We start from the raw sequence: 18,122 nt of genomic DNA on the forward strand, positions 1-18,122 counted from the left end.
TTTTCTCCAGCTCCTGCTGGGCGCTTACGCGCCCACCAGTCGCTTATTAAAGAACCCCACCATCTCCTGATACGCGCTCTCCGCGACGGACGTCTCCACCAGCTCCCCGTCCTCGCCGATCATGAACCCGTGCGGCTCGCCCTGGTAGACCTTGAGCTCGAAGTACTTCCCGGCCTCATCGAGATCGGTCGCGTAGCGGTAGATATCGGCCACCGGGCTCGCCTGATCGGCCGTGCCGTGGATGATCAGCATCGGGCCGGTGATGTTGTCGATGAACTCTGCCGGCGGAGTCCCGTTCGCCTGCCCGCCGGAGTAGGGGAAGCCGTACCAGGCGACACCTGCACTGAACTCCTCGATCCGGGGCAGGAAGAGCATCGTGTAGCGTCCGCCCGCGCAGAACCCCGTCAGGCCGATGCTGCTCTCGTTGACCTCCGGCCGGGTTCCAAGATACGCGACCGTATCTCGAACCAGCGCCTCCGTCACGTTGTCCGCCGGCGCCTCCGCGAAGGTCTGCCACTCAGGGGCGATGACGACGAACCCCTCTGTCGCCAGGCGGTCGGCCATGACCCGGTAGCCGGGCTCGAGCCCGTTGAAGGAGTGGATCAGCACCACGGCCGGTGACGGCCCGCCGTCATCGGGCATCGTGATGTAGGCCGGATAACTCTGGCCGCCGCTCTGGATGTTCACCGTCGTTCCGTTCCGCACCCCGGCAGTCCCGACGTCGGCGGCACCCACACTGCCGACGAGGAAGAGCAGGGATACGACCGCTGCAAGCAGGATCACATATCTCATAGGTTTCCCCCTGTTTCAGGGTGCACCCCCATCCTGCTCACGTCATATAACGATGACGCCCGATCAAGAAAAAAAGGTGATCAGATGAGTTCCCGGATATCTGCAAACGTCGCGTTCAACGGAGCCCGGACAGTGCTCCCGGTGTAGTTCAGCCCGTCGGTCGCGCGGAGTTCATCCAGTTCGTAGACCCGCGGCCCGTACTGGTACCCGGTCTCGTTCAGCCACCATGCCGGATACCCGGGCTCCTCGACCGCCCCCGTCGCCGGGTCGGTGATGAGGCCGTTCGAGTACGTGACGATCAGCGTGCCCGCGAGGTCGTGCCACTCCTCGATGATCTCGTCCCCCCGCGTGACGGTGAACTCCGTGAGGAGACGTCCCGCCCCTTCGTCGTCGCCGGCGGCGATGAGCTCGGTCGCCTTTCTGTCGGTCTCCTCGACGAGTGCTATCGACCCGGCCTCGAGCTCGCTCTGCTTTGCGGTGATCTCATCGATCATCGCGTCGTAGCGGAGCATTGCCCAGTTCGTCACAAGGTCGAACGTCCAGTAAGCCGTACTGCTGTCGTATGTTGACCGGTCGCCGGCCGCGTACGCAGCGGATACGTTCGTTGCGCCCGCGTAGAACGGTGCATAGACCGTCTCGTACGCGACCGCCGGACCGAACCAGAGCACGCCTCCCACCGGATCGGGGAGGGACGACCGCGCCTGGGCGACGTAACTGTAACTGCAGAAGACCGCCGAGACCGGACGCGGGTTTGCCCCGGGGCGAACCTCCATGTACGATGCGTTCTGGAAGTTCGTGTGGGCGTCGGCAGGCCCTAAGTAGCGGTACGGGTTCCCGAACGGCCCTGCGGCCTCGCCGGTCGAGAGGTCGAACCCGGTTCCCTCGTAGTGGTCACGGAAGAGCGAGAACGCCCCGGTGAGGTTGACTTTCTCGTCGGGCGTGATGGTGAACGGGTACGCCTTCGTGTACGAATTCTCGACGTACGGGCTCAGGTTGAGCGACGGGGCGAGCCGGTCCTGGATGCGCCAGACCCGCATCAGCGAGTAGTAGGGATGCGAGTACTCGCCGTAGCTGACGGTCTCGAGCCAGTCGAGGGTGCCGTCCGCAGGGGACCACATGCCGGCCTCTTCGAGTTTGCCGAAGAGATCCTGTGAGTAGATCTGGTCGGGGTTTCCGGGAACGACCTCACGGATCCTGAACTCGTTTGCCGCGACGAAGACCTCTCCGTCGGGGATCTTCTGTGCGACCCAGAGGCCACCGCCGTCTGCCTCATCGAGGCTCGAGCAGATCTCGATGACCCACGCCTCCTCGGGGTCGGCGAAGATGAGTGTCTCGCCGGTTCCGTAATAGCCGTAGGTCTCGATCAGCCCGCCGACCAGCTCGACCGCTTCCCGTGCTTTCGTGCACCGCTCAAGCGCCACGTTCGAGAGCTCGGAGGAGTAGAAGATCCGCTTTCCTTCGGCTGCACTGAGCTCGACCTTCGCGTATTCGGTGCATTCGGCGGAGAGGAGCTGGTGTTCGTTCATCATACCGTACGACCCGGTGTAGTAGGCGTAGGTGTGCGGCACCTGGTCGATATACCCAAGAACCCGGCCTGAGTCGCTGCTATCTTCGCCTCCTGCCGCATCCGAACCGCTGTCGGGATCGAAGAAGACCGGCCTCTTTTCTCCTGCCGCATGATCGGCCGCGGGGACGTAAAGAAGGCTTATATCGTCGATGTTTCTCCAGTCTTTCCCGACACCGTCGTTCGTATGCCCGACATACATCGATCCGTCTTCGGATGCGCCGGGTGTTATCGCAAAGACGGTGCAAGCCGCTGCATTCGAGACCAGCAGGAGTGCGGCGAATAGACAGAGGCCGCTTCGTAGAAAATGAGTCATGCCGATACGCTTTCGCATAAAGGAAAAAGGGCAGCCATAACTTAAGAAATCAGCAGATCTATCATCGATTTCTTGCGGGGATTTAGGAAATATCATCCTCTTAACCCGACATTCTGTTCATGGAAGCGCGTTGCGCCCTATATCATGTAAGAGAAACGCAAGTGCATTAAAATATCACTCTTCCGGATAGACTGGCGCCTGATATGCGTTGCAGCAATCATCAGCGAGGCTTGCAGGATGGAACGGGCCGGATCTAACGAGAAGATTCGGTGGACCGGCATCAGCGTTGGTCAGGCCAGGCCTTGCGCCGTTCGCAGTACCGGTGCTCCGCCTTCCAGGAAGACTAATCTTCTGCCCCGACGAGACTCTGTGCATGAACAGCGTCGCGGTCGGCGTCTTTTCTCTCACGCTGCTTACAGGGGCAGTCATGGCGGGAGCAGCCGCAATAGGCCTTGCCGATCCGCTCTACGCCCTGGCATACCTCGCCGTCGCCGCCCTCCTCGTCGGGACGGTCATCGCAGCCTTCTGCACGAAATGCCCGCTTAAGGGGAAAGGATGTCTCCACATCCTTCCCGGCAGGCTCGCCGCCCTCCTTCCGGCCCGGCAGGGGAAGTATACGGCCGTCGAGATCGCCGCGGTCCTGGTTGCACTCCTCCTTATCGCCGCAGTTCCCCAGTACTGGCTGCTCTCGCAGGTTCCGCTCCTTGCACTCTTCTGGTTGCTTGCCGGCACGGGCGTCTTTCTGATCAACCGCCGCGTCTGCCCGGTCTGCGGCAACAGGTGCTGCCCGTTGCGGCCGAAGGAGTGAGACACAGGGGCCGAGGGATTCCGAGGCCGCGGCCGCCGGGGCGTGAACCGCGCCCTGCACATTCCGAGAAGAAGAGATGGGCGGGGTTATTTCCCCCGCCGCTTTTTTGCAGACGTATCAGAAGATCACAAAGGCCTGGGTCGTCGCCCGGCAGGAGTTCCCGTCATCGAGCGTCACGACCAGCGTGACCGTATAGGTCCCTTCCGCCGCGTAATCGTGGGTGACGTCCTGGCCGCTGCCGGTTGTCCCGTCACCGAAGTTCCAGGCCATGCCCGATACGGTCGCGGTGCAGTCGTCCCCGGAGAGGATGACCGAACCCGTAAACGCAACAGGTTGTTCTGGACCGGCCTGGTCGCGGTCTTTCCCGATGATTCCCGTGCAGGAGCAGTTGTCCGCGAGATGCGGCGATACGGCGACGTCCCGCAGCTCACCCTCCCGAGCAGTCTGGCACGGACGGACCCCGTCATCTCGTCCGTCGTCAGGAGGAGGAGCGTATCTTTGGCCCCGATGACCGTGCTGCCCAGAGAGCCGGAAGATCCGGGAGTTCCTCCGGCGCAACGAGATGGTGTAGCGGTCCGGCGGTGAACCGGAAAGGTATTGTCTCTGGATCTACTCAACGGAACTATGGACGCCCATACCCCGTTGAGGATGATGGAAGACTTCTTTGCCGTATACTCCAGGGAATTCAACAACGCTCTCGCCGATCCGCCGGAGATCGACGTTGAGGCTACGGCAGGAGCGTTTGCCGACTGCTTCGTCGGGGCGAACCCGCACGGTGTTTTCTGTGGAAAGAACGACGAGCAGTTCCGCGCTCAAATCCCGGTAGGTTTCGCGTTCTACAGGAGCATCGGGACAAAATCCATGAACGTCTCGTCGCTTGAGGTCACCGATCTCGACGACTGTCACCTGATGGTGAAGGTGCACTGGGTCTCGGTGTACACGAAACTGGATGGGAGTGATGAGCGGATCGATTTCGACAACATCTACTTTGTTCAGATAATCGAGGAGAAACCCCGGATATTTGGGTACGTCACCGGAGACGAGCAGAAAGTGCTGCGTGAGCGGGGGCTGATCCCGGATCAGGGTAATCCTCCGACCCGGTGACGGGAGTGCGGCCCGGGTGGTTCGCCCGGCCTCACCGTGGCGATGACGGGTCGCTCTCGGTATTATCTTCGGGTGATTCCTGTTCGTAGAGTGATTCGGTCATCTCTTCCGGGGGCTCCTCTACGGTGAGGGGTCCAGCCGTACCCTCCGGGCAGTCCTGCACCGTGAGGGCTGTTGATTGCGGTGTCTCTTTCTCCTCTTTTGGTGTGAGCAGCCTGGCACGGACGGACTCCGTCATCTCGTCCGTCGTCAGGAGGAGGAGCGTATCTTTGGCCCCGATGACCGTGCTGCCGACCGGGACGAAGCGTTCGTCTCCCTTCTGCATCAGGATGATGAGTGTGCCCGTCGGCAACCCGAGGTCGACGACCTGCTTGCCCACCGCCGAGGCGTCCGGGGGGATGACCAGTTCGAGCAGTTCACTCGGGGTGTCGGGGTTCACATCGAACTCACGGGAGAGTTGGCCCGTCTCCTCGAGCGGGCCGGCGAGACCGAGCCAGCGGGCGACTGAGGGGATCGATGTCCCGTGCACGAGCGCCGAGAAGATGACGATGAAGAAGACGATATTAAAGATAACGGCTGCGTCCGGCACCCCTGCGACGAGGGGGTAGGTCGCGAGGATGATCGGGACGGCCCCCCGGAGCCCCACCCACGAGACCAGGGCCTTCTCGTTCATCGGCATCTTCCAGGGGAGCAACGTGAGCAGGACGGCAATCGGCCGCGCGATGAATATCAGGAAGAGGGCGGCGAGAAGGCCGGGGACGAACGCCGATGCAAGCTGCGAGGGGAAGACGAGCAGCCCGAGCGCAAGGAACATCACGATCTGCATCAACCACGCAATTCCGTCGTAGAACCTGATCAGACTCTTTTTGTGGACGATGACGCTGTTACCAATGATAAGACCGGCGAGGTAGACAGCGATGAACCCGTTTCCGCCAATGGTAGTGGTCAGCCCGTAGACCAGCAGCACCATCGCGAGGGTGAGCACCGGGTACAGACCCTCGGTCTCCAGTTTGATACGGTTGATGAACCAGACCGTGAACATGCCGAGCCCGTAGCCCATGAGGCCGCCGACCGCCATCTGTTGCGCGAACGTCGGGACGAGGCTGAAGATCGACGAACCCGGGGTAAGGATCAGGCCGATGATCCCGGTGGTGAGCAGGACCGCCATGGGGTCGTTGCTCCCCGACTCGAACTCGAGGAGCGGCCGCAGGTTTCCCTTCAGGCGGGCCCGTGCCGTTCGCAGGATCGAGAAGACTGCCGCCGCATCGGTGGACGAGACGACCGCACCAAGGAGTAGGCCTGTTAACGGAGAGAACCCGAGGACCAGGACGGCGAACGCGCCGAGCAGGACTGCGGTCAGGACGACGCCGATCGTCGAGAGGGCGATCCCCTGCCAGAGAATGGGCTGGATCTCTTCCCACCGGGTATCAAGACCGCCCGAGAAGAGGATATATGCAAGTGCTATAATCCCGATGAGCTGCGCAAGCGTGGGGTCGTCGAACGGGATACCACCCGGCCCCTCCGAGCCTGCGAGCATCCCGACGATGAGGAAGATGAGGAGCGCAGGAACGCCGAGCCTCTCCGAGAACTTATTTGCGATGATGCTTATCAGGAAGAGCACCGCTATCCCGATAAATACGAGTTCGAGGGTGAGGAGCATTTACAGGTATTATTCGCGCGCGCTGTGCTTAAAAATTGCCCGCCCACTCTTTCGATCGGGTAGTCCCTCGGACGGATACCAACCCGGCGCCGATCGTTTCGCGATCATCGGCACCCGGCAGAACCCCAAAGCCCGTCGAGACCGGAGCGAGGGGGGCGGGCGCGCCGAACAGATCTCTCGGTCTCGTCGGTTCCGCCACGTATCGCGGGATTAATATAGTTTCCGTTAGAACTCTCAGTCAGGATGACAGAAACCCCGATTTTCCCAAGGCGCGTGAGTACCATACTCCTGTTGACGGCACTGGTGTTCCTCATCATCGGGATCGAGGCGCTCGGATACCTCGTCACCATCATCGCCGTATCGGCGATCCTCGCCATGATCATATATCCCCCAACGAAAGCCCTTCGAGCGAGGGGACTCCCTGAAAGCGTCGCCGTCGGCGTGGTCGCCGCCGTCGCCTGCTTTGCCGTCCTGCTGATCTGCTATCTCGTCTTCTTCTCGTTCGAGACGCTGGTCGCAGATCTTCCTCTCTACCAGCAGGAACTGACCGCCAGACTGTCGGAGATCCTCACCCTCCTGGACAGATATGGGATTGAAACGGGTTCGCTCTCACCTTCTTCGATAAACCTGCAGGGATTCATGGGATTTATCTCTTCTTCAGCCATCAGTATCGCTGATCTTCTCCTCTACCTCTTCTTCATAGCGGTGACGACGATCTTCATGCTCTTTGAAGCGCCGCGGATGCCCGAACGGGTGAGGAAAGTGATGAAGAACGACGAGGCCGCCGAGTCGTTCTCCCGCATGAGCAAATTCCTGGCCAACTTCGTCATCGTCAGGACCGAGGTAAACCTCATCCACGGCTTCCTCTTCGGTACGTTCCTATGGGTCATGGGGGTGCACGCGGCCGTCCTCTGGGGGGTGATGACGTTCCTGCTCTCGTATATCCCCTACATCGGGCTCGTCATCGCGGCGCTCCCGGCGATCTTCTTTGCCTGGCTCCAGTTCGGGATATGGGGCGCGATCGCGGTGATTGTGGTCGTCGCGATCCTGAACGCGCTCGTGGAGAACCCAATCTTCGCGCACTTTGCATCGAGGCGCTTCGAGATCCCCGCCCTCGTGGTCGTCCTCTCGGTCATCTTCTGGGGATGGGCGCTCGGTGTTGCCGGGATGATCTTCGCCGTCCCGCTCACCCTCATCGTCCTTATGGTCGCTCAATCGAGCGACGACTGGGCCTGGGTGAACACGATCCTCGGCGTCGACCACCTCTTTACAGGAGAGCCGGCTCTCCCGGCGGAGACGCGGGAACCCGACGCACCACCGGCGAGGTAAACCGGCATGGGGAAGGTTGATACCCTCTTCGCGCCCTCCTCTCCTGAGGAGTGAGCATGCTGCACACACATGCAATCATCAAAGCGATCTGGGACGCACAGGGCTACGGGAACCTCGCCGTCTGGGCGGATGGGACGACCTCCATCATCGCCCCGGGCGAAAGCCCAAAGAAAGACGGGATAGCGCCGCTTGCGATCTTCAAGCCCATCCCCCTCGTGGCAGGATTTCCGATGCTCGACTTCGCCATCCACGATCCCGATCTGCTGGAACAGATCGAGACGACGATCAGGGAGGCAGGCGGGGATATCGAGCGGGACTGAGGACGACCACGCACTTACTGCAACTACAAAAAAGAGATCCGGTTTTAGAGCAAGTCCCGAAGGATCACTCTGTCGTCTTCCCGTCGAAGTGCTCGTCGTCCGCCATGGCCGCCTCGCGGGTCTTGTGCACGACCGCATCACGGTGCTCCGGCGGGGAGTAGATTGTGTAGAGCTTGAGGGCGGCGGTCTTTGAGGTGTTTATCACGTTGTGCTTCGCGCTGTTCGGCACGACCACGGCGCTGCCGTCCTTCACCTTGTACTCGGTGTCGTCGATGACGACCTTTCCCTCCCCTTCTTCGAACCGGAAGAACTGGTCGACGTCGTCGTGAACCTCCTCGCCGATCTCCTCGCCGGGCTTGAGGCTCATCAACACGAGCTGGCTGAATTTGCTCGTGTAGAGAACTCTGCGGAATTCGGTGTTCTTTACGGTCTCGGTCTCAATATCTGTCATAAATCCTTTCTTCATATTCAGAACCTCCACGTAAGCGGATTTGTTTTTGCTGTGGGTGGTAACAATATCCCATTATGCCGCCACTGCTATAAAAAATTAGCCCGTTCCAGGTCTCTTGAACTCCGAATAAAACCTGTTACAGCTACGCCGGGCAATTAGAGCTATCTATGCAGCCGGGACGATATTCAGCGGTCAGGTCCCAGAGTTCCCATGGCCGGGGAGAGCGGGCGGCGTGGATCTACCGGCCCATATCTTCTGTCGTGCAGTTCAAAGAGACTCCAGTGCCGGCTCGCCTTCGCCCGGAACCTTGATGGGCAGGCAGCGGAGATCTTTCAGGATACGACCGGAGAACACGCATGATCCCTCCCCCATCATTTTACGAACGCGACACGGTGACCGTTGCAAAAGACCTGCTGGGGTGTCTGCTCGTGCACCGGGAAGAGGCAGCGACGATGGGGTGGATCGTCGAGGTCGAAGCTTACCTCCAGGACGACCCGGCAGCCCACTCGTACCGGGGAGAGACGCCGCGGAACCGGACGATGTTCGGGGCAGCGGGCCATGCCTACGTCTACCGGATCTACGGCCTCCACACCTGCTTCAACGTCGTGACCGGCCCTGAGGGGACAGGGGAGGCGGTTCTCGTCCGGGCGCTCGAGCCGGCCGGGGGGATCGATCTCATGCAGGCGCGGCGGGGAACGGACGACCCGTTCGCGCTCGCGAGCGGACCGGGCAAACTGACACAGGCGCTCGGGATCACGATGGATCTCGACGGGAGAACCCTCTCCGGGGGGCCCCTCGAGATCTGGTCGCCCGAGAGCCTCCCCGGCCGCCGGGTAGAGGGAGCGGGCGGGGAGATCGTGCAGACGACCCGGATCGGGATCACGAAGGCGGCAGACCTCCCGCTCCGGTTCTACCTCAAAGGGAGCCGTTACATCTCGCGGCGGTGACCCGTGCCGGGGCCCCGGCGCCGGACGATGCTCCCTTCCACTGCCTCGCCTTGCAGCGTTATCGTCTTCTCGGCCACCGGGATCTCTTTTCCGGCGCGTTTCAGGGCCTTGTCCACGATGTAGCGCACCCCGCTGCAGCAGGGCACCTCCATGTGCAGGACGGTGATCGACCGGACCGTGTGCCGTGAGAAGATCTCGGCGAGTTTCGTGATGTATCCCTCGGTATCCGCATCCAGTTTCGGGCAGAAGATGAGCAGGATCTTCCCCTGCAGGAAGTCCCGGTGAAACTCGGGGTAGGCGAAGGGGACACAGTCGCCGGAGACGAGGAGATCCGCATCGTCGAAGTAGGAGGCAGAGGGGTTGACGAGCGTCAGCTGGACCGGCCACTGCCGGAGTTCCGACTCGATCCGTGCGGCCTGTTTCGCACTTCCGGCCTCTTCCCGCTGAAGGCTCCTTGCCACGGTGCCCGGGCATGCTGCGGGGGCGGCGGGAGTCTCATGCGGGGGAACCGGGATCTCGTGGGCGTTCAGGTACTCGAGCGCCCGGTGGTAGAGGGCCTCCTCCCCGTGGCCGAGGAGATGCTCCAGGTGTGCCTTGACGACACCCATCCCCTGCGGGACAATCTTCTCCATCACCGCCTCCTCGCTATAGGGTCCGGCCTCCCGCTCGACGACGCAGATCGCCCCTTCCGGGCATGTCCCTATGCAGGCGCCGAGCCCATCACAGAAGAGGTCGCTCACGAGCCGTGCCTTTCCGTCGATGATCTGGAGCGCTCCTTCCGGGCAGTCCGGTATGCAGAGCCCGCACCCGGTGCATTTCTCCTCGTCGATATCGATGATCTTTCGCTTCATGGCAGACATCCCCGTAACGGTTTCCGTTCAGTATCCTTGGCATCGTTTCTTAACAAAGTATCGCACGAAAGCAGTTATCCCCGAACAAAACGATGGTTATAGTAATGTCACCCCCGCCGGCCCGCTATCCCGCACCCGCGTTCGATGTCTTCAACGTCTACTTCGAGCGGGTCTACGACCCCTCTATGCACGTCGTCTTCAGCCTCGACGGCGAAGTCGACGCCGGGGCCCTGCGGGAGGCGACGATGAGGGTGGTCGCCTCCGATCCCTACATCAGGTCCCGCTACGCAGAAGTTGACGACCGGCCGGTCTGGGAGGAGATCCCGGAGAGTGGATGGGAAAGAGCGTTCGTCCTCACCCGGGGCGGCGCCGACGAGCCTCTCACGACGCCACCCCCGCCGCTCGACGTCCGTTCCGGCCCGCAGGTGCGGGTCAACCTCTACCGGAGAGCGGCGGGGGACGTCGTGGCCGTCACCTGCCACCATGGCTTCTGCGACGTAGCCGGCGCCCTCACCCTCGCCCGAGAGATCTTTGCCGTCTACCGGGGAATCGTGGATGACCCCGAGTTCCGACCGCCGGCCCGCGCTCCTTATGAGCGGAGCACGAAGAGAATCCTTGCGCTCTACTCCGAGGAGGAGCGGCGGCAGGCGCTCGCGGAGGAGGAGCCGTTCGTCGACCGGTGGCGCTTTCCGGTCGAGCGGGCCGGGAGGGGGACGCCCCATATCGCCCGCCGGACGCTCGCCCCGGAACGGCTCGGCCGGATAAAGGCGTTCGGGAGAGAGCACGGGGCTACGGTGAACGACGTCCTGATCGCTGCGTTCTTCCTCGCCCTTGCGAAGATCCGGGACGACCCCTCCGACCGGGGAGCGCCCCGGTCGATCCTGACCTCGGCCGATCTGCGGAGGAAGTATCCCGGCCTCTACGACGACGCCCTGCTCACAAACCTCTCCGTCGCCTACGAGGCCACCCTCTCCGCCGGGGAAGGGGCACGGCTCCCGGATATCATCGGCCAGGTGACGTCGATAACGGCCCGCAAAAAATCAGGGAGCCTCGGCCTCGCGACCATCCTCTTTTACGAAGAGATCATGGCCGGCGGGATGCCGGCGGTGCGGACGTTCTTTGATCAGATGATCGAGCGGTATGAGGCGTCCGCCCATAAAAACCCGGTCTTCTCGAACCTCGGCATCTTCGATGCCGGCGGCTATCTCCCGGTCCCGGGGAAGGACGGTTCGATGCTCGAACTCCGGGAGATCCAGTACCTCCCCTGCGTATGCTGGCCGTACGGATTCTTGGTGATCGCCTCCACCTTCCGCGACCGCCTGACCCTCGCGGCGGCCTACGAGGAAGGGCCCTACTCGACGGCGACCGTGGAGCGGTTCCTCGAGTACGTGGACGAATACCTCCCGTGAGGCGCGCAACGTCCCGCAGCCCGCCCTCCCGGCATCGGGTTGTGCAGACCGGCCCGACAGGGTTAAATCTGACCGGGGCAAGTCTACAACAAACCAATTATCCACACCCCGTTCTACCCGTAAACTACAGAGAAATGAGGCGTAACCGATGGAGAACAAGAAGAAACTGACCACTGCTGCCGGCGCACCCGTGCCAGACAACCAGAACGCCATGACCGCGGGTCCCCGCGGCCCCATGCTGATGCAGGACGTCTGGTACCAGGAGAAACTCGCGCACTTCAACCGGGAGGTTATCCCGGAACGGCGGATGCATGCCAAGGGGTCGGGGGCGTTCGGCACGTTCACCGTCACCCACGACATCACCCGGTACACGAAAGCGAAGATCTTCTCGGAAGTGGGCAAGAAGACCGAGGCCTTCGTCCGCTTCTCGACCGTCGCGGGCGAACGCGGTGCGGCCGACGCGGAACGCGACATCCGCGGCTTTGCCATGAAGTTCTACACCGAAGAAGGGAACTGGGACCTGGTCGGAAACAACACGCCCGTCTTCTTCATACGCGACCCCCACAAGTTTCCTGACCTCAACCGCGCCGTCAAGCGCGACCCGAAGACGAACATGCGGTCCGCAAAGAACAACTGGGACTTCTGGACATCCCTTCCCGAATCGCTCCACCAGGTGACGATCACCATGAGCGACCGCGGGATCCCCTTCTCCTACCGCCACATGCACGGCTTTGGCAGCCACGCCTACAGCATGATCAACGCGCGAGACGAGCGCGTCTGGGTCAAGTTCCACCTCCACACCCAGCAGGGCATCAAGAACCTGACCGACGAGGAGGCCGAGGCGATCGTCGCCAAAGATCGCGAGAGCCACCAGCGCGACCTCTTCGAGAGCATCGAGCGGGGCGACTACCCCCGCTGGACGATGTACATCCAGGTGATGACCGAGGAGCAGGCGAAGAAGATGCCCTACAACCCCTTCGACCTCACCAAGGTCTGGTACAAGGGGGAGTTCCCCCTGATCGAGGTGGGCGTGCTCGAACTGAACAGGAACCCCGAGAACTACTTCCAGGATGTGGAGCAGGCGGCGTTCAACCCCGCCGCCGTGGTGCCGGGGATCAGTTTCTCACCCGACAGGATGCTGCAGGGGCGCCTCTTTGCATACGGGGACGCGCAGCGCTACCGCCTGGGGGTCAACCACCACCAGATCCCGGTCAACCGGCCGAGATGCTACGCGAACCCCTCTCACCGCGACGGCCAGATGCGGGTGGACGGCAACGCCGGTTCCGCCGTCGGCTACGAGCCGAACAGTTTCGGCGAGTGGCAGGAGCAGCCCGAGTATAAGGATCCGTTCCTGGAACTCTCCGGTGCGGCGGGGGCCTGGAACTTCCGCGAGGACGACGACGACTACTACACCCAGCCGGGCAAACTCTTCCGCCTGATGAGCCCAGAACAGCAGCAGGTCCTCTTCGAGAACACCGCGCGGGCGATGGGGGATGCGCCCGGCTTCATCAAGATCCGCCACATCGGAAACTGTTTAAAGGCCGACCCGGCCTACGGGAAGGGTGTCGCGGACGCGCTCGGCATCCCCCTCACGAACGTAACGTAGCGGCAAAACCTCTCTTTTTTACTCCTCGACGAAACAGAACGGGTCTTCTGCAGAGAAGTCCCCGCCTGCCGCATACGCCCGCACCCGGCAGCCGCCGCCGCAGAGGTCCCGGTAGCCGCACCGGCCGCACTTCCCCGAGAGGTCCCGCGGTGTCGCCCTGAACCGGGAGAGAACGGGATTCTCCGCATCCTGCCAGAGGCGCGAGAACGGCCGGTCCCGGACGTTCCCAACGAGGAACTCGGGCGACCGGGCGAACTGGCAGGGGTAGACGTTCCCCTTCGGGTCGATGTTTGCCACCCGCTTGCCCGCGCTGCATCCGCCGTTCAGGGACCGGACGAGCGCCTCGGCCCCGGCCAGATCGGGCGACCCGTCCCGTTCCATGGCACGGAGGAGGTGGATGCAGTCCTGCGGGGCATCGACGGTGAGGAACTCCATGGCGCCCGGATCGGTCTCGAGCGCCCTCCGGTAGAGGAGGGTGAGCGCCTCGTCGACCTCCTCTGGCCCCACCTGGAGCCGGTCGTAGGTCTCGCTCCCCCGCCCGCTCGGCACAAGCCAGTAGAGGCAGAACCGCGAGGCGCCGAGCGTTCCCGCAAGGTCGACCAGGGCATCGAGTTCCCCCATGTTCTCCCTCGTCAGGGTGACCCGGAGGCCGGTCCGGATGCCAGCCTCCCGGCACCGGGCAAACCCCTCGACAGCCCTCGCAAACGCACCCTCACTCCCCCGGAACGCGTCGTGGGTCTCCGGGGATGCACCGTCGAGCGATATCCCGGCGTAGCCTATCCCTGAGTCCTTGATCGTCCGGGCGGCATCAGGGGTGATCAGGGTGCCGTTCGTGCTGAGCGCGGTCTTGATCCCGCTCTCCGCCGCTGCACGCGCGAGCTCCGGCAGGTCCTCGCGGAGGAGGGGTTCGCCGCCGGAGAAGAGGATGAGTGGGATGCCCGCTACGGCGAGGTCATCGATGAGCGCGAGGGCTTCTTTTGTCGAGAGTTCCTCGTCCGTCCGCGAGCCCGGCCCGGACCGGCTGTAGCAGTGGGCACAGCCGAGGTTGCACCGGTCGGTGAGGTTCCAGAAGACGACCGGCCGGTAGTCCTGCACGAACGCGAGGTACTTCCCCGGCACCTCGGTAAGAGGCCTCTCTCGGTGGCGCATAACGCCGCTGACCGTTCCCCGTCCATGCATGCACTGTGTAATCCTGTTCATGGTAGATCGCTTCCGTTCTCGTTGATGCGCACGTTCGGCACCCTCTTGTACTCCTCGGTGCTGAAGAGCACGATATTATCGCTGCACCCCGTCACCCGGGCCATCTCCTCGACCGCAGCGAGCACCGCCTCCCGGCTCCTGCCGTGGTGCACGGTATACAGGGTATACTCCCACCTCCCCGGCACCGGGCGGCGCAGGTAGCAGTGGGAGATCCCGGGAGCGGACGAGAACCGGGTGAACTCCTCCTCTCCCCACCCCGCGGGCGGGTGCCAGGCGACGAGGGCGTTTGCCGTGATCCCGAGGAGCCGCTGGTTGATCCGGGCCCGGATCTTCCGGATCGTCCCCTCCTCGCGGAGGCGCTGCGCCCGGCGGAGCACCTCCTCCTCAGGGATGCCGAGCCGTCGCCCGATCTCGGCAAACGGCTCAGTGACCATGGGGATCCCCTTCTCCAGTTCTGCGAGAAGGGCGAGATCAGTCGGATCCATACGAATCCTCCTCCGAGAGCGGGAACCGCACGTCGATCTTATAGGCGCGGACGGTGGAAAGGTCGAGCGCGTCCGCCTCCGGGATGCCGGTCCGGGAGAGGATCTCCGCGAGCACCGCGGAGAGCCGCTCCTCTGTCGGGGCGGCGAGGGTGAACCAGAGGGTGTAGGCATGGTCACGCCGGAAGTTGTGCGAGACCTCCGGGTAGGTGCTGACGATCTCCGCCACCTCGCGCACCCGGTCCTCCGGGACGCGGAGGGCGATCAGGGTCGCGGCGGCAAGCCCGAACCTCCGCGATTCAAAGACCGGCGAGACGTTGCGCAGGACGCTCGAGGTCTGCAGCCGCCGCATCCTCGCGACGACCTCGTCATCCGCAAGCCCGACTCTCGCCGCGATAGCGGCCCACGGGCGGGAGACCAGGGGAAGGTCGTCCTGGAGGGCGTCGAGGATCGCGAGGTCGGCCCGGTCGATACCCCCGGGCTCGTAGGGGCACCACGGGTCTTCGCGGGTGACCTCCCCGCAGGGGTCGTCAGGCCGCATGAGGCCGTCGCACCACCGGGCAGGGACGGTATCGGCGCCGCGGCAGGCCCGCGCCCGGCACCCGCCACAGGCTCCCTTGTAGCCGCACCGGCCGCACTTCCCGGTGAGCCGGTCCGGGTCGCGGAGGGCGAGAAAGAGCTCAGAATTATTCCATATCTCAGAAAATGGCGTGGTGCGGAGGTTGCCCGCGCTCACCGGCAGGTAGGGGCAGGGCGTCACCTCCCCGGTCGCGTAGATCCGGCAGTAACTGATGGCGGCCATGCAGCCCCGGCTCCACCCGGGGTTCTTTATCCCGGCCTCGTCGGCGATCCGGCGAAACTGGGGGGCGCATGTCGGCCGGATCCGGAGACCGCTCTCCCGGTACCGGAGGAGGACCGCCCGGATCAGGTCCTCGTACTCGCGAGGATTGCCCTGGCCGGGTTCGCGTCCCCTCCCGGTCTCCACGGGGAAGAAGACCTGGTAGTCGCGGACGCCGAGGGATTCGCCGAGAGCGATGACCTCCTCGACGTCCGCGAGGACGGGGCGCATGACCGTCATGTTGATCCGGACGCCGAGCCCCGCGTCGCGGCAGTGCTTGATCGCCGCGACCGCCCGTTCCCATACGCCAGGGACGCCGCGGAACGCGTCGTGGGTATCCGGGTCGGCGGAGTCGAGGCTGACCGCCACCGACCGGACGCCCGCCGCGGCGAGCCGCTCTGCCGTCGCTTCATCGAGGAGATACCCGCTCGTGCCCATCGCCATCACGAGCCCCCGTTCGGTCCCGTAGCGGGCGATCTCGAAGATGTCATCCCGCATCAGGGGTTCTCCCCCGGAGAGGACGACGATCGGCTTTCCGGTGCTCGCGAGCTGGTCGATGACCGAGAACGCTTCGGCGGTCGAGAGCACCCCATCCGCTTCGTGCTCGCCGGCGTCCGCGTAGCAGTGGGCGCACTTCAGCGGACAGCGGAGGGTGACGTTCCACGAGACCAGGACCGGCCCTCCCGGTGCTCCGGCGTTTCGGAGGCAGGCAGGCCCATAACCGTTTTCCGTACGCTGCATCCTCCTTCTTTCTCGTCGCTCTCGACTTCAACGTTGTGATGGTTCGTAGAAAGCGGACCGGATCTCGGACAAACGTATCAGTATCAGGAGTTCGCTCTCCCTGCCCGACCGGGAGACCTATCATCCCCGGTGAGTAATCCCGGGTCATGCCGCGAGCAAGGGTACTCGCGTTCAGCGATCTTTCGTGGGGAACAAAGGAGCGGGGTGCGCCCGGTGGCCGGAAGGTCGACCGGGACTCGTTCCTCCGCCTGATCGCGAGGGTTGACCCGGAGATCGTCGTCTTCGCCGGCGACGGTGCCTACGACCGGTGCTCGCGGTCCGGGCTCGACGAGACGGAGCTCTTCCTCGGCCTTCTTGGAGAGATTGCATCGGCTGGGAGGCACTGCGTCGTCGTCGAAGGGAACAACGACGACACGATGGGCACCTACGCCCGCGTCCGGGAGGCGGCAGAAGAAAACTCTTACATCCACGAGATCTCGGGAGAGGTGCGGGACGTCCGCGGCATACGCTTCCTCGGCGTCCCGACCGGGAGGGAGAGGAGGATGGCCCGGTCGGCCGAAGAGCCGGTCGATATCGTTGTCGCCCACGCACCTCTCGCGAACCGGGTCTGGCTCTTTGATCTCCCGGCGGCGTGCGTCGTCACCGGCCACTACGGGATGATGGCGTCCGTAGTCGCCGGGAAGGCATACCTCGCCCTCGACTGCTCCCCGGCCTCCTACGCGGTGATCGACTGGGAGGTGGGATGGCAGCGGATTGAGTATGTTGCCGGGTCGTGCCGGATCGATCTGCGTCCGGGGGCGGGGATCGCCGCGACCGGCTGCGATCCGGCCCTCCTCCGGGATCTGACGGAAGGAGCAGGGCCGCTCCCGTATCCCGACGAAGTCGATGCACTGCGGAGGGCAAAGCGGGAGATCGCGACCGGCAGGCGGGAAGAGGTCTTCGAACGCCTGCTTGCGATGGAGATCAAAAAGACGCATATCGAGCGGTATCTCGGGCGGCGGGGGTTGCCGAGCCGGCGGGCACGGTAGCGGATTGCTTATCGCTCACCCCCGCGAAGGTATGGATACGACAGGCGAGGCTCATAGGAATGGAGTTCGTCATACGGGAGATGAGTGCAGCCGACCGGGAAGAGATCCGCCGGATCTACCTCGAGGGGATTGCCACCGGCAACGCCACGTTTGAAGCGGAAGCGCCTTCGTGGGAGCGCTGGGACGCGGGCCACGTCCGGTCCTGCCGGCTTGTTGCCTTCTGCGACGGGAGGGTTCTCAGCTGGGCGGCGCTCAGTCCCTCTTCCGGGCGCCCGGTCTACGCCGGCGTGGCCGAAGTCAGCGTCTACGTCGAGAACGACGCCCGGGGGCTGGGGGTCGGGAGCGCCCTCCTCTCCAAGCTCATCGCCGCATCTGAACGGGAAGGGTTCTGGACGCTTCAGGCAGGCATCTTCCCGGAGAACGAAGCGAGCCTTGCCCTTCATAAGAAACACGGCTTCCGCGTCGTCGGCCGCCGCGAGCGCATAGGCCGGATGAAGGACGGCACATGGCGGGACGTGCTGCTTCTTGAGCGCAGGAGCGGCACGGTGGGGCTGTGACTCCGCCGACCACCGGATTGGACCTTTGTTTCTATGTGCATTTCATCCCCGGTCGTGGTTGCGCCTTCACCGTCAGGAAACCGGACATATGCCCACCCAAAGTCATAACCACAGTTTTA

18 protein-coding genes are annotated in these 18,122 nt (G+C 63.5%); 9 read left to right on the forward strand and 9 right to left on the reverse strand.

Annotated elements, in window-relative coordinates:
* Positions 1 to 24: 24 nt before the first annotated feature.
* Together HL657_RS11265 and HL657_RS11270 are read right to left on the reverse strand one after the other, a co-directional pair.
* The gene (locus tag HL657_RS11265; RefSeq protein WP_317296912.1) at positions 25 to 792 is read right to left on the reverse strand and encodes a dienelactone hydrolase family protein; all 768 of its coding nucleotides are present in this window, start codon (positions 790 to 792) and stop codon (positions 25 to 27) included.
* Positions 793 to 872: 80 nt separating this feature from the next.
* Positions 873 to 2,672: a dipeptidase gene (locus tag HL657_RS11270; protein ID WP_317296913.1), complete on the reverse strand. Its 1,800-nt coding sequence runs from the start codon at positions 2,670 to 2,672 to the stop codon at positions 873 to 875.
* A gap of 373 nt (positions 2,673 to 3,045) precedes the next feature.
* Between HL657_RS11270 and HL657_RS11275 the strand changes: the two genes are divergently transcribed.
* Complete coding sequence (locus HL657_RS11275) at positions 3,046 to 3,480, forward strand: hypothetical protein (RefSeq protein WP_317296914.1); 435 nt, start codon at positions 3,046 to 3,048, stop codon at positions 3,478 to 3,480.
* A 117-nt stretch (positions 3,481 to 3,597) separates the two neighbouring features.
* Here the strand turns inward: HL657_RS11275 and HL657_RS11280 are convergent, their stop codons facing one another.
* The gene (locus tag HL657_RS11280) at positions 3,598 to 4,038 is read right to left on the reverse strand and encodes a PKD domain-containing protein (RefSeq protein ID WP_317296915.1); all 441 of its coding nucleotides are present in this window, start codon (positions 4,036 to 4,038) and stop codon (positions 3,598 to 3,600) included.
* A gap of 66 nt (positions 4,039 to 4,104) precedes the next feature.
* On the opposite strand from HL657_RS11280, the gene HL657_RS11285 reads away from it, so the two are divergent.
* Positions 4,105 to 4,584: a hypothetical protein gene (locus HL657_RS11285; RefSeq protein ID WP_317296916.1), complete on the forward strand. Its 480-nt coding sequence runs from the start codon at positions 4,105 to 4,107 to the stop codon at positions 4,582 to 4,584.
* A gap of 31 nt (positions 4,585 to 4,615) precedes the next feature.
* On the opposite strand, the gene HL657_RS11290 is transcribed toward HL657_RS11285, so the two are convergent.
* Entirely contained in the window at positions 4,616 to 6,244 is a 1,629-nt protein-coding gene (locus HL657_RS11290) for a potassium/proton antiporter (RefSeq protein WP_317296917.1), read from the reverse strand.
* A gap of 291 nt (positions 6,245 to 6,535) precedes the next feature.
* On the opposite strand from HL657_RS11290, the gene HL657_RS11295 reads away from it, so the two are divergent.
* Together HL657_RS11295 and HL657_RS11300 are read left to right on the forward strand one after the other, a co-directional pair.
* The gene (locus HL657_RS11295; protein WP_317296918.1) at positions 6,536 to 7,573 is read left to right on the forward strand and encodes an AI-2E family transporter; all 1,038 of its coding nucleotides are present in this window, start codon (positions 6,536 to 6,538) and stop codon (positions 7,571 to 7,573) included.
* 56 nt (positions 7,574 to 7,629) lie between these two features.
* Positions 7,630 to 7,893: a hypothetical protein gene (locus HL657_RS11300; RefSeq protein ID WP_317296919.1), complete on the forward strand. Its 264-nt coding sequence runs from the start codon at positions 7,630 to 7,632 to the stop codon at positions 7,891 to 7,893.
* Between the two features lie 64 nt (positions 7,894 to 7,957).
* Here HL657_RS11300 and HL657_RS11305 read toward each other — a convergent pair whose 3' ends face one another.
* Positions 7,958 to 8,359 carry a cupin domain-containing protein gene (locus HL657_RS11305; RefSeq protein WP_317296920.1) on the reverse strand — a complete coding sequence of 134 codons (402 nt, stop codon included), beginning with the start codon at positions 8,357 to 8,359 and terminating at the stop codon, positions 7,958 to 7,960.
* A gap of 341 nt (positions 8,360 to 8,700) precedes the next feature.
* On the opposite strand from HL657_RS11305, the gene HL657_RS11310 reads away from it, so the two are divergent.
* Complete coding sequence (locus HL657_RS11310; RefSeq protein ID WP_317296921.1) at positions 8,701 to 9,291, forward strand: DNA-3-methyladenine glycosylase; 591 nt, start codon at positions 8,701 to 8,703, stop codon at positions 9,289 to 9,291.
* Here HL657_RS11310 and HL657_RS11315 read toward each other — a convergent pair.
* Positions 9,273 to 10,142, reverse strand: a complete 870-nt coding sequence (locus HL657_RS11315) for an ATP-binding protein (protein WP_317296922.1) — start codon at positions 10,140 to 10,142, stop codon at positions 9,273 to 9,275. The genes HL657_RS11310 and HL657_RS11315 overlap by 19 nt on opposite strands.
* A 104-nt stretch (positions 10,143 to 10,246) precedes the next feature.
* Between HL657_RS11315 and HL657_RS11320 the strand changes: the two genes are divergently transcribed.
* Together HL657_RS11320 and HL657_RS11325 are read left to right on the forward strand one after the other, a co-directional pair.
* Positions 10,247 to 11,551: a condensation domain-containing protein gene (locus tag HL657_RS11320; RefSeq protein ID WP_317296923.1), complete on the forward strand. Its 1,305-nt coding sequence runs from the start codon at positions 10,247 to 10,249 to the stop codon at positions 11,549 to 11,551.
* Positions 11,552 to 11,699: 148 nt separating this feature from the next.
* On the forward strand, positions 11,700 to 13,157 hold the full coding sequence (locus HL657_RS11325; protein WP_317296924.1) for a catalase: 1,458 nt from the start codon (positions 11,700 to 11,702) through the stop codon (positions 13,155 to 13,157).
* Between the two features lie 18 nt (positions 13,158 to 13,175).
* Here HL657_RS11325 and HL657_RS11330 read toward each other — a convergent pair whose 3' ends face one another.
* Genes HL657_RS11330 through HL657_RS11340 form a run of 3 tightly spaced genes read right to left on the reverse strand, consistent with a single transcriptional unit; the run spans position 13,176 to position 16,418 of the window.
* Positions 13,176 to 14,357, reverse strand: coding sequence for a radical SAM/SPASM domain-containing protein (locus HL657_RS11330; protein WP_317296925.1), 1,182 nt, complete (start codon positions 14,355 to 14,357; stop codon positions 13,176 to 13,178).
* Positions 14,354 to 14,842, reverse strand: a complete 489-nt coding sequence (gene ahbB, locus HL657_RS11335; RefSeq protein WP_317296926.1) for a siroheme decarboxylase subunit beta — start codon at positions 14,840 to 14,842, stop codon at positions 14,354 to 14,356. The genes HL657_RS11330 and ahbB overlap by 4 nt, the downstream gene beginning before the upstream one ends.
* The gene (locus HL657_RS11340) at positions 14,829 to 16,418 is read right to left on the reverse strand and encodes a radical SAM/SPASM domain-containing protein (RefSeq protein WP_317296927.1); all 1,590 of its coding nucleotides are present in this window, start codon (positions 16,416 to 16,418) and stop codon (positions 14,829 to 14,831) included. The genes ahbB and HL657_RS11340 overlap by 14 nt, the downstream gene beginning before the upstream one ends.
* 146 nt (positions 16,419 to 16,564) lie before the next feature.
* Here HL657_RS11340 and HL657_RS11345 point away from each other — a divergent pair, with 146 nt between their 5' ends.
* Both HL657_RS11345 and HL657_RS11350 read left to right on the forward strand, forming a co-directional pair.
* Positions 16,565 to 17,446 carry a metallophosphoesterase family protein gene (locus HL657_RS11345; protein WP_317296928.1) on the forward strand — a complete coding sequence of 294 codons (882 nt, stop codon included), beginning with the start codon at positions 16,565 to 16,567 and terminating at the stop codon, positions 17,444 to 17,446.
* A 59-nt stretch (positions 17,447 to 17,505) separates the two neighbouring features.
* Positions 17,506 to 18,003 carry a GNAT family N-acetyltransferase gene (locus tag HL657_RS11350; RefSeq protein ID WP_317296929.1) on the forward strand — a complete coding sequence of 166 codons (498 nt, stop codon included), beginning with the start codon at positions 17,506 to 17,508 and terminating at the stop codon, positions 18,001 to 18,003.
* Positions 18,004 to 18,122 lie beyond the last annotated feature (119 nt).

Origin of the sequence: Methanoculleus nereidis (genome assembly GCF_032944295.1) — an archaeon.
GTDB lineage: Archaea > Halobacteriota > Methanomicrobia > Methanomicrobiales > Methanoculleaceae > Methanoculleus > Methanoculleus nereidis.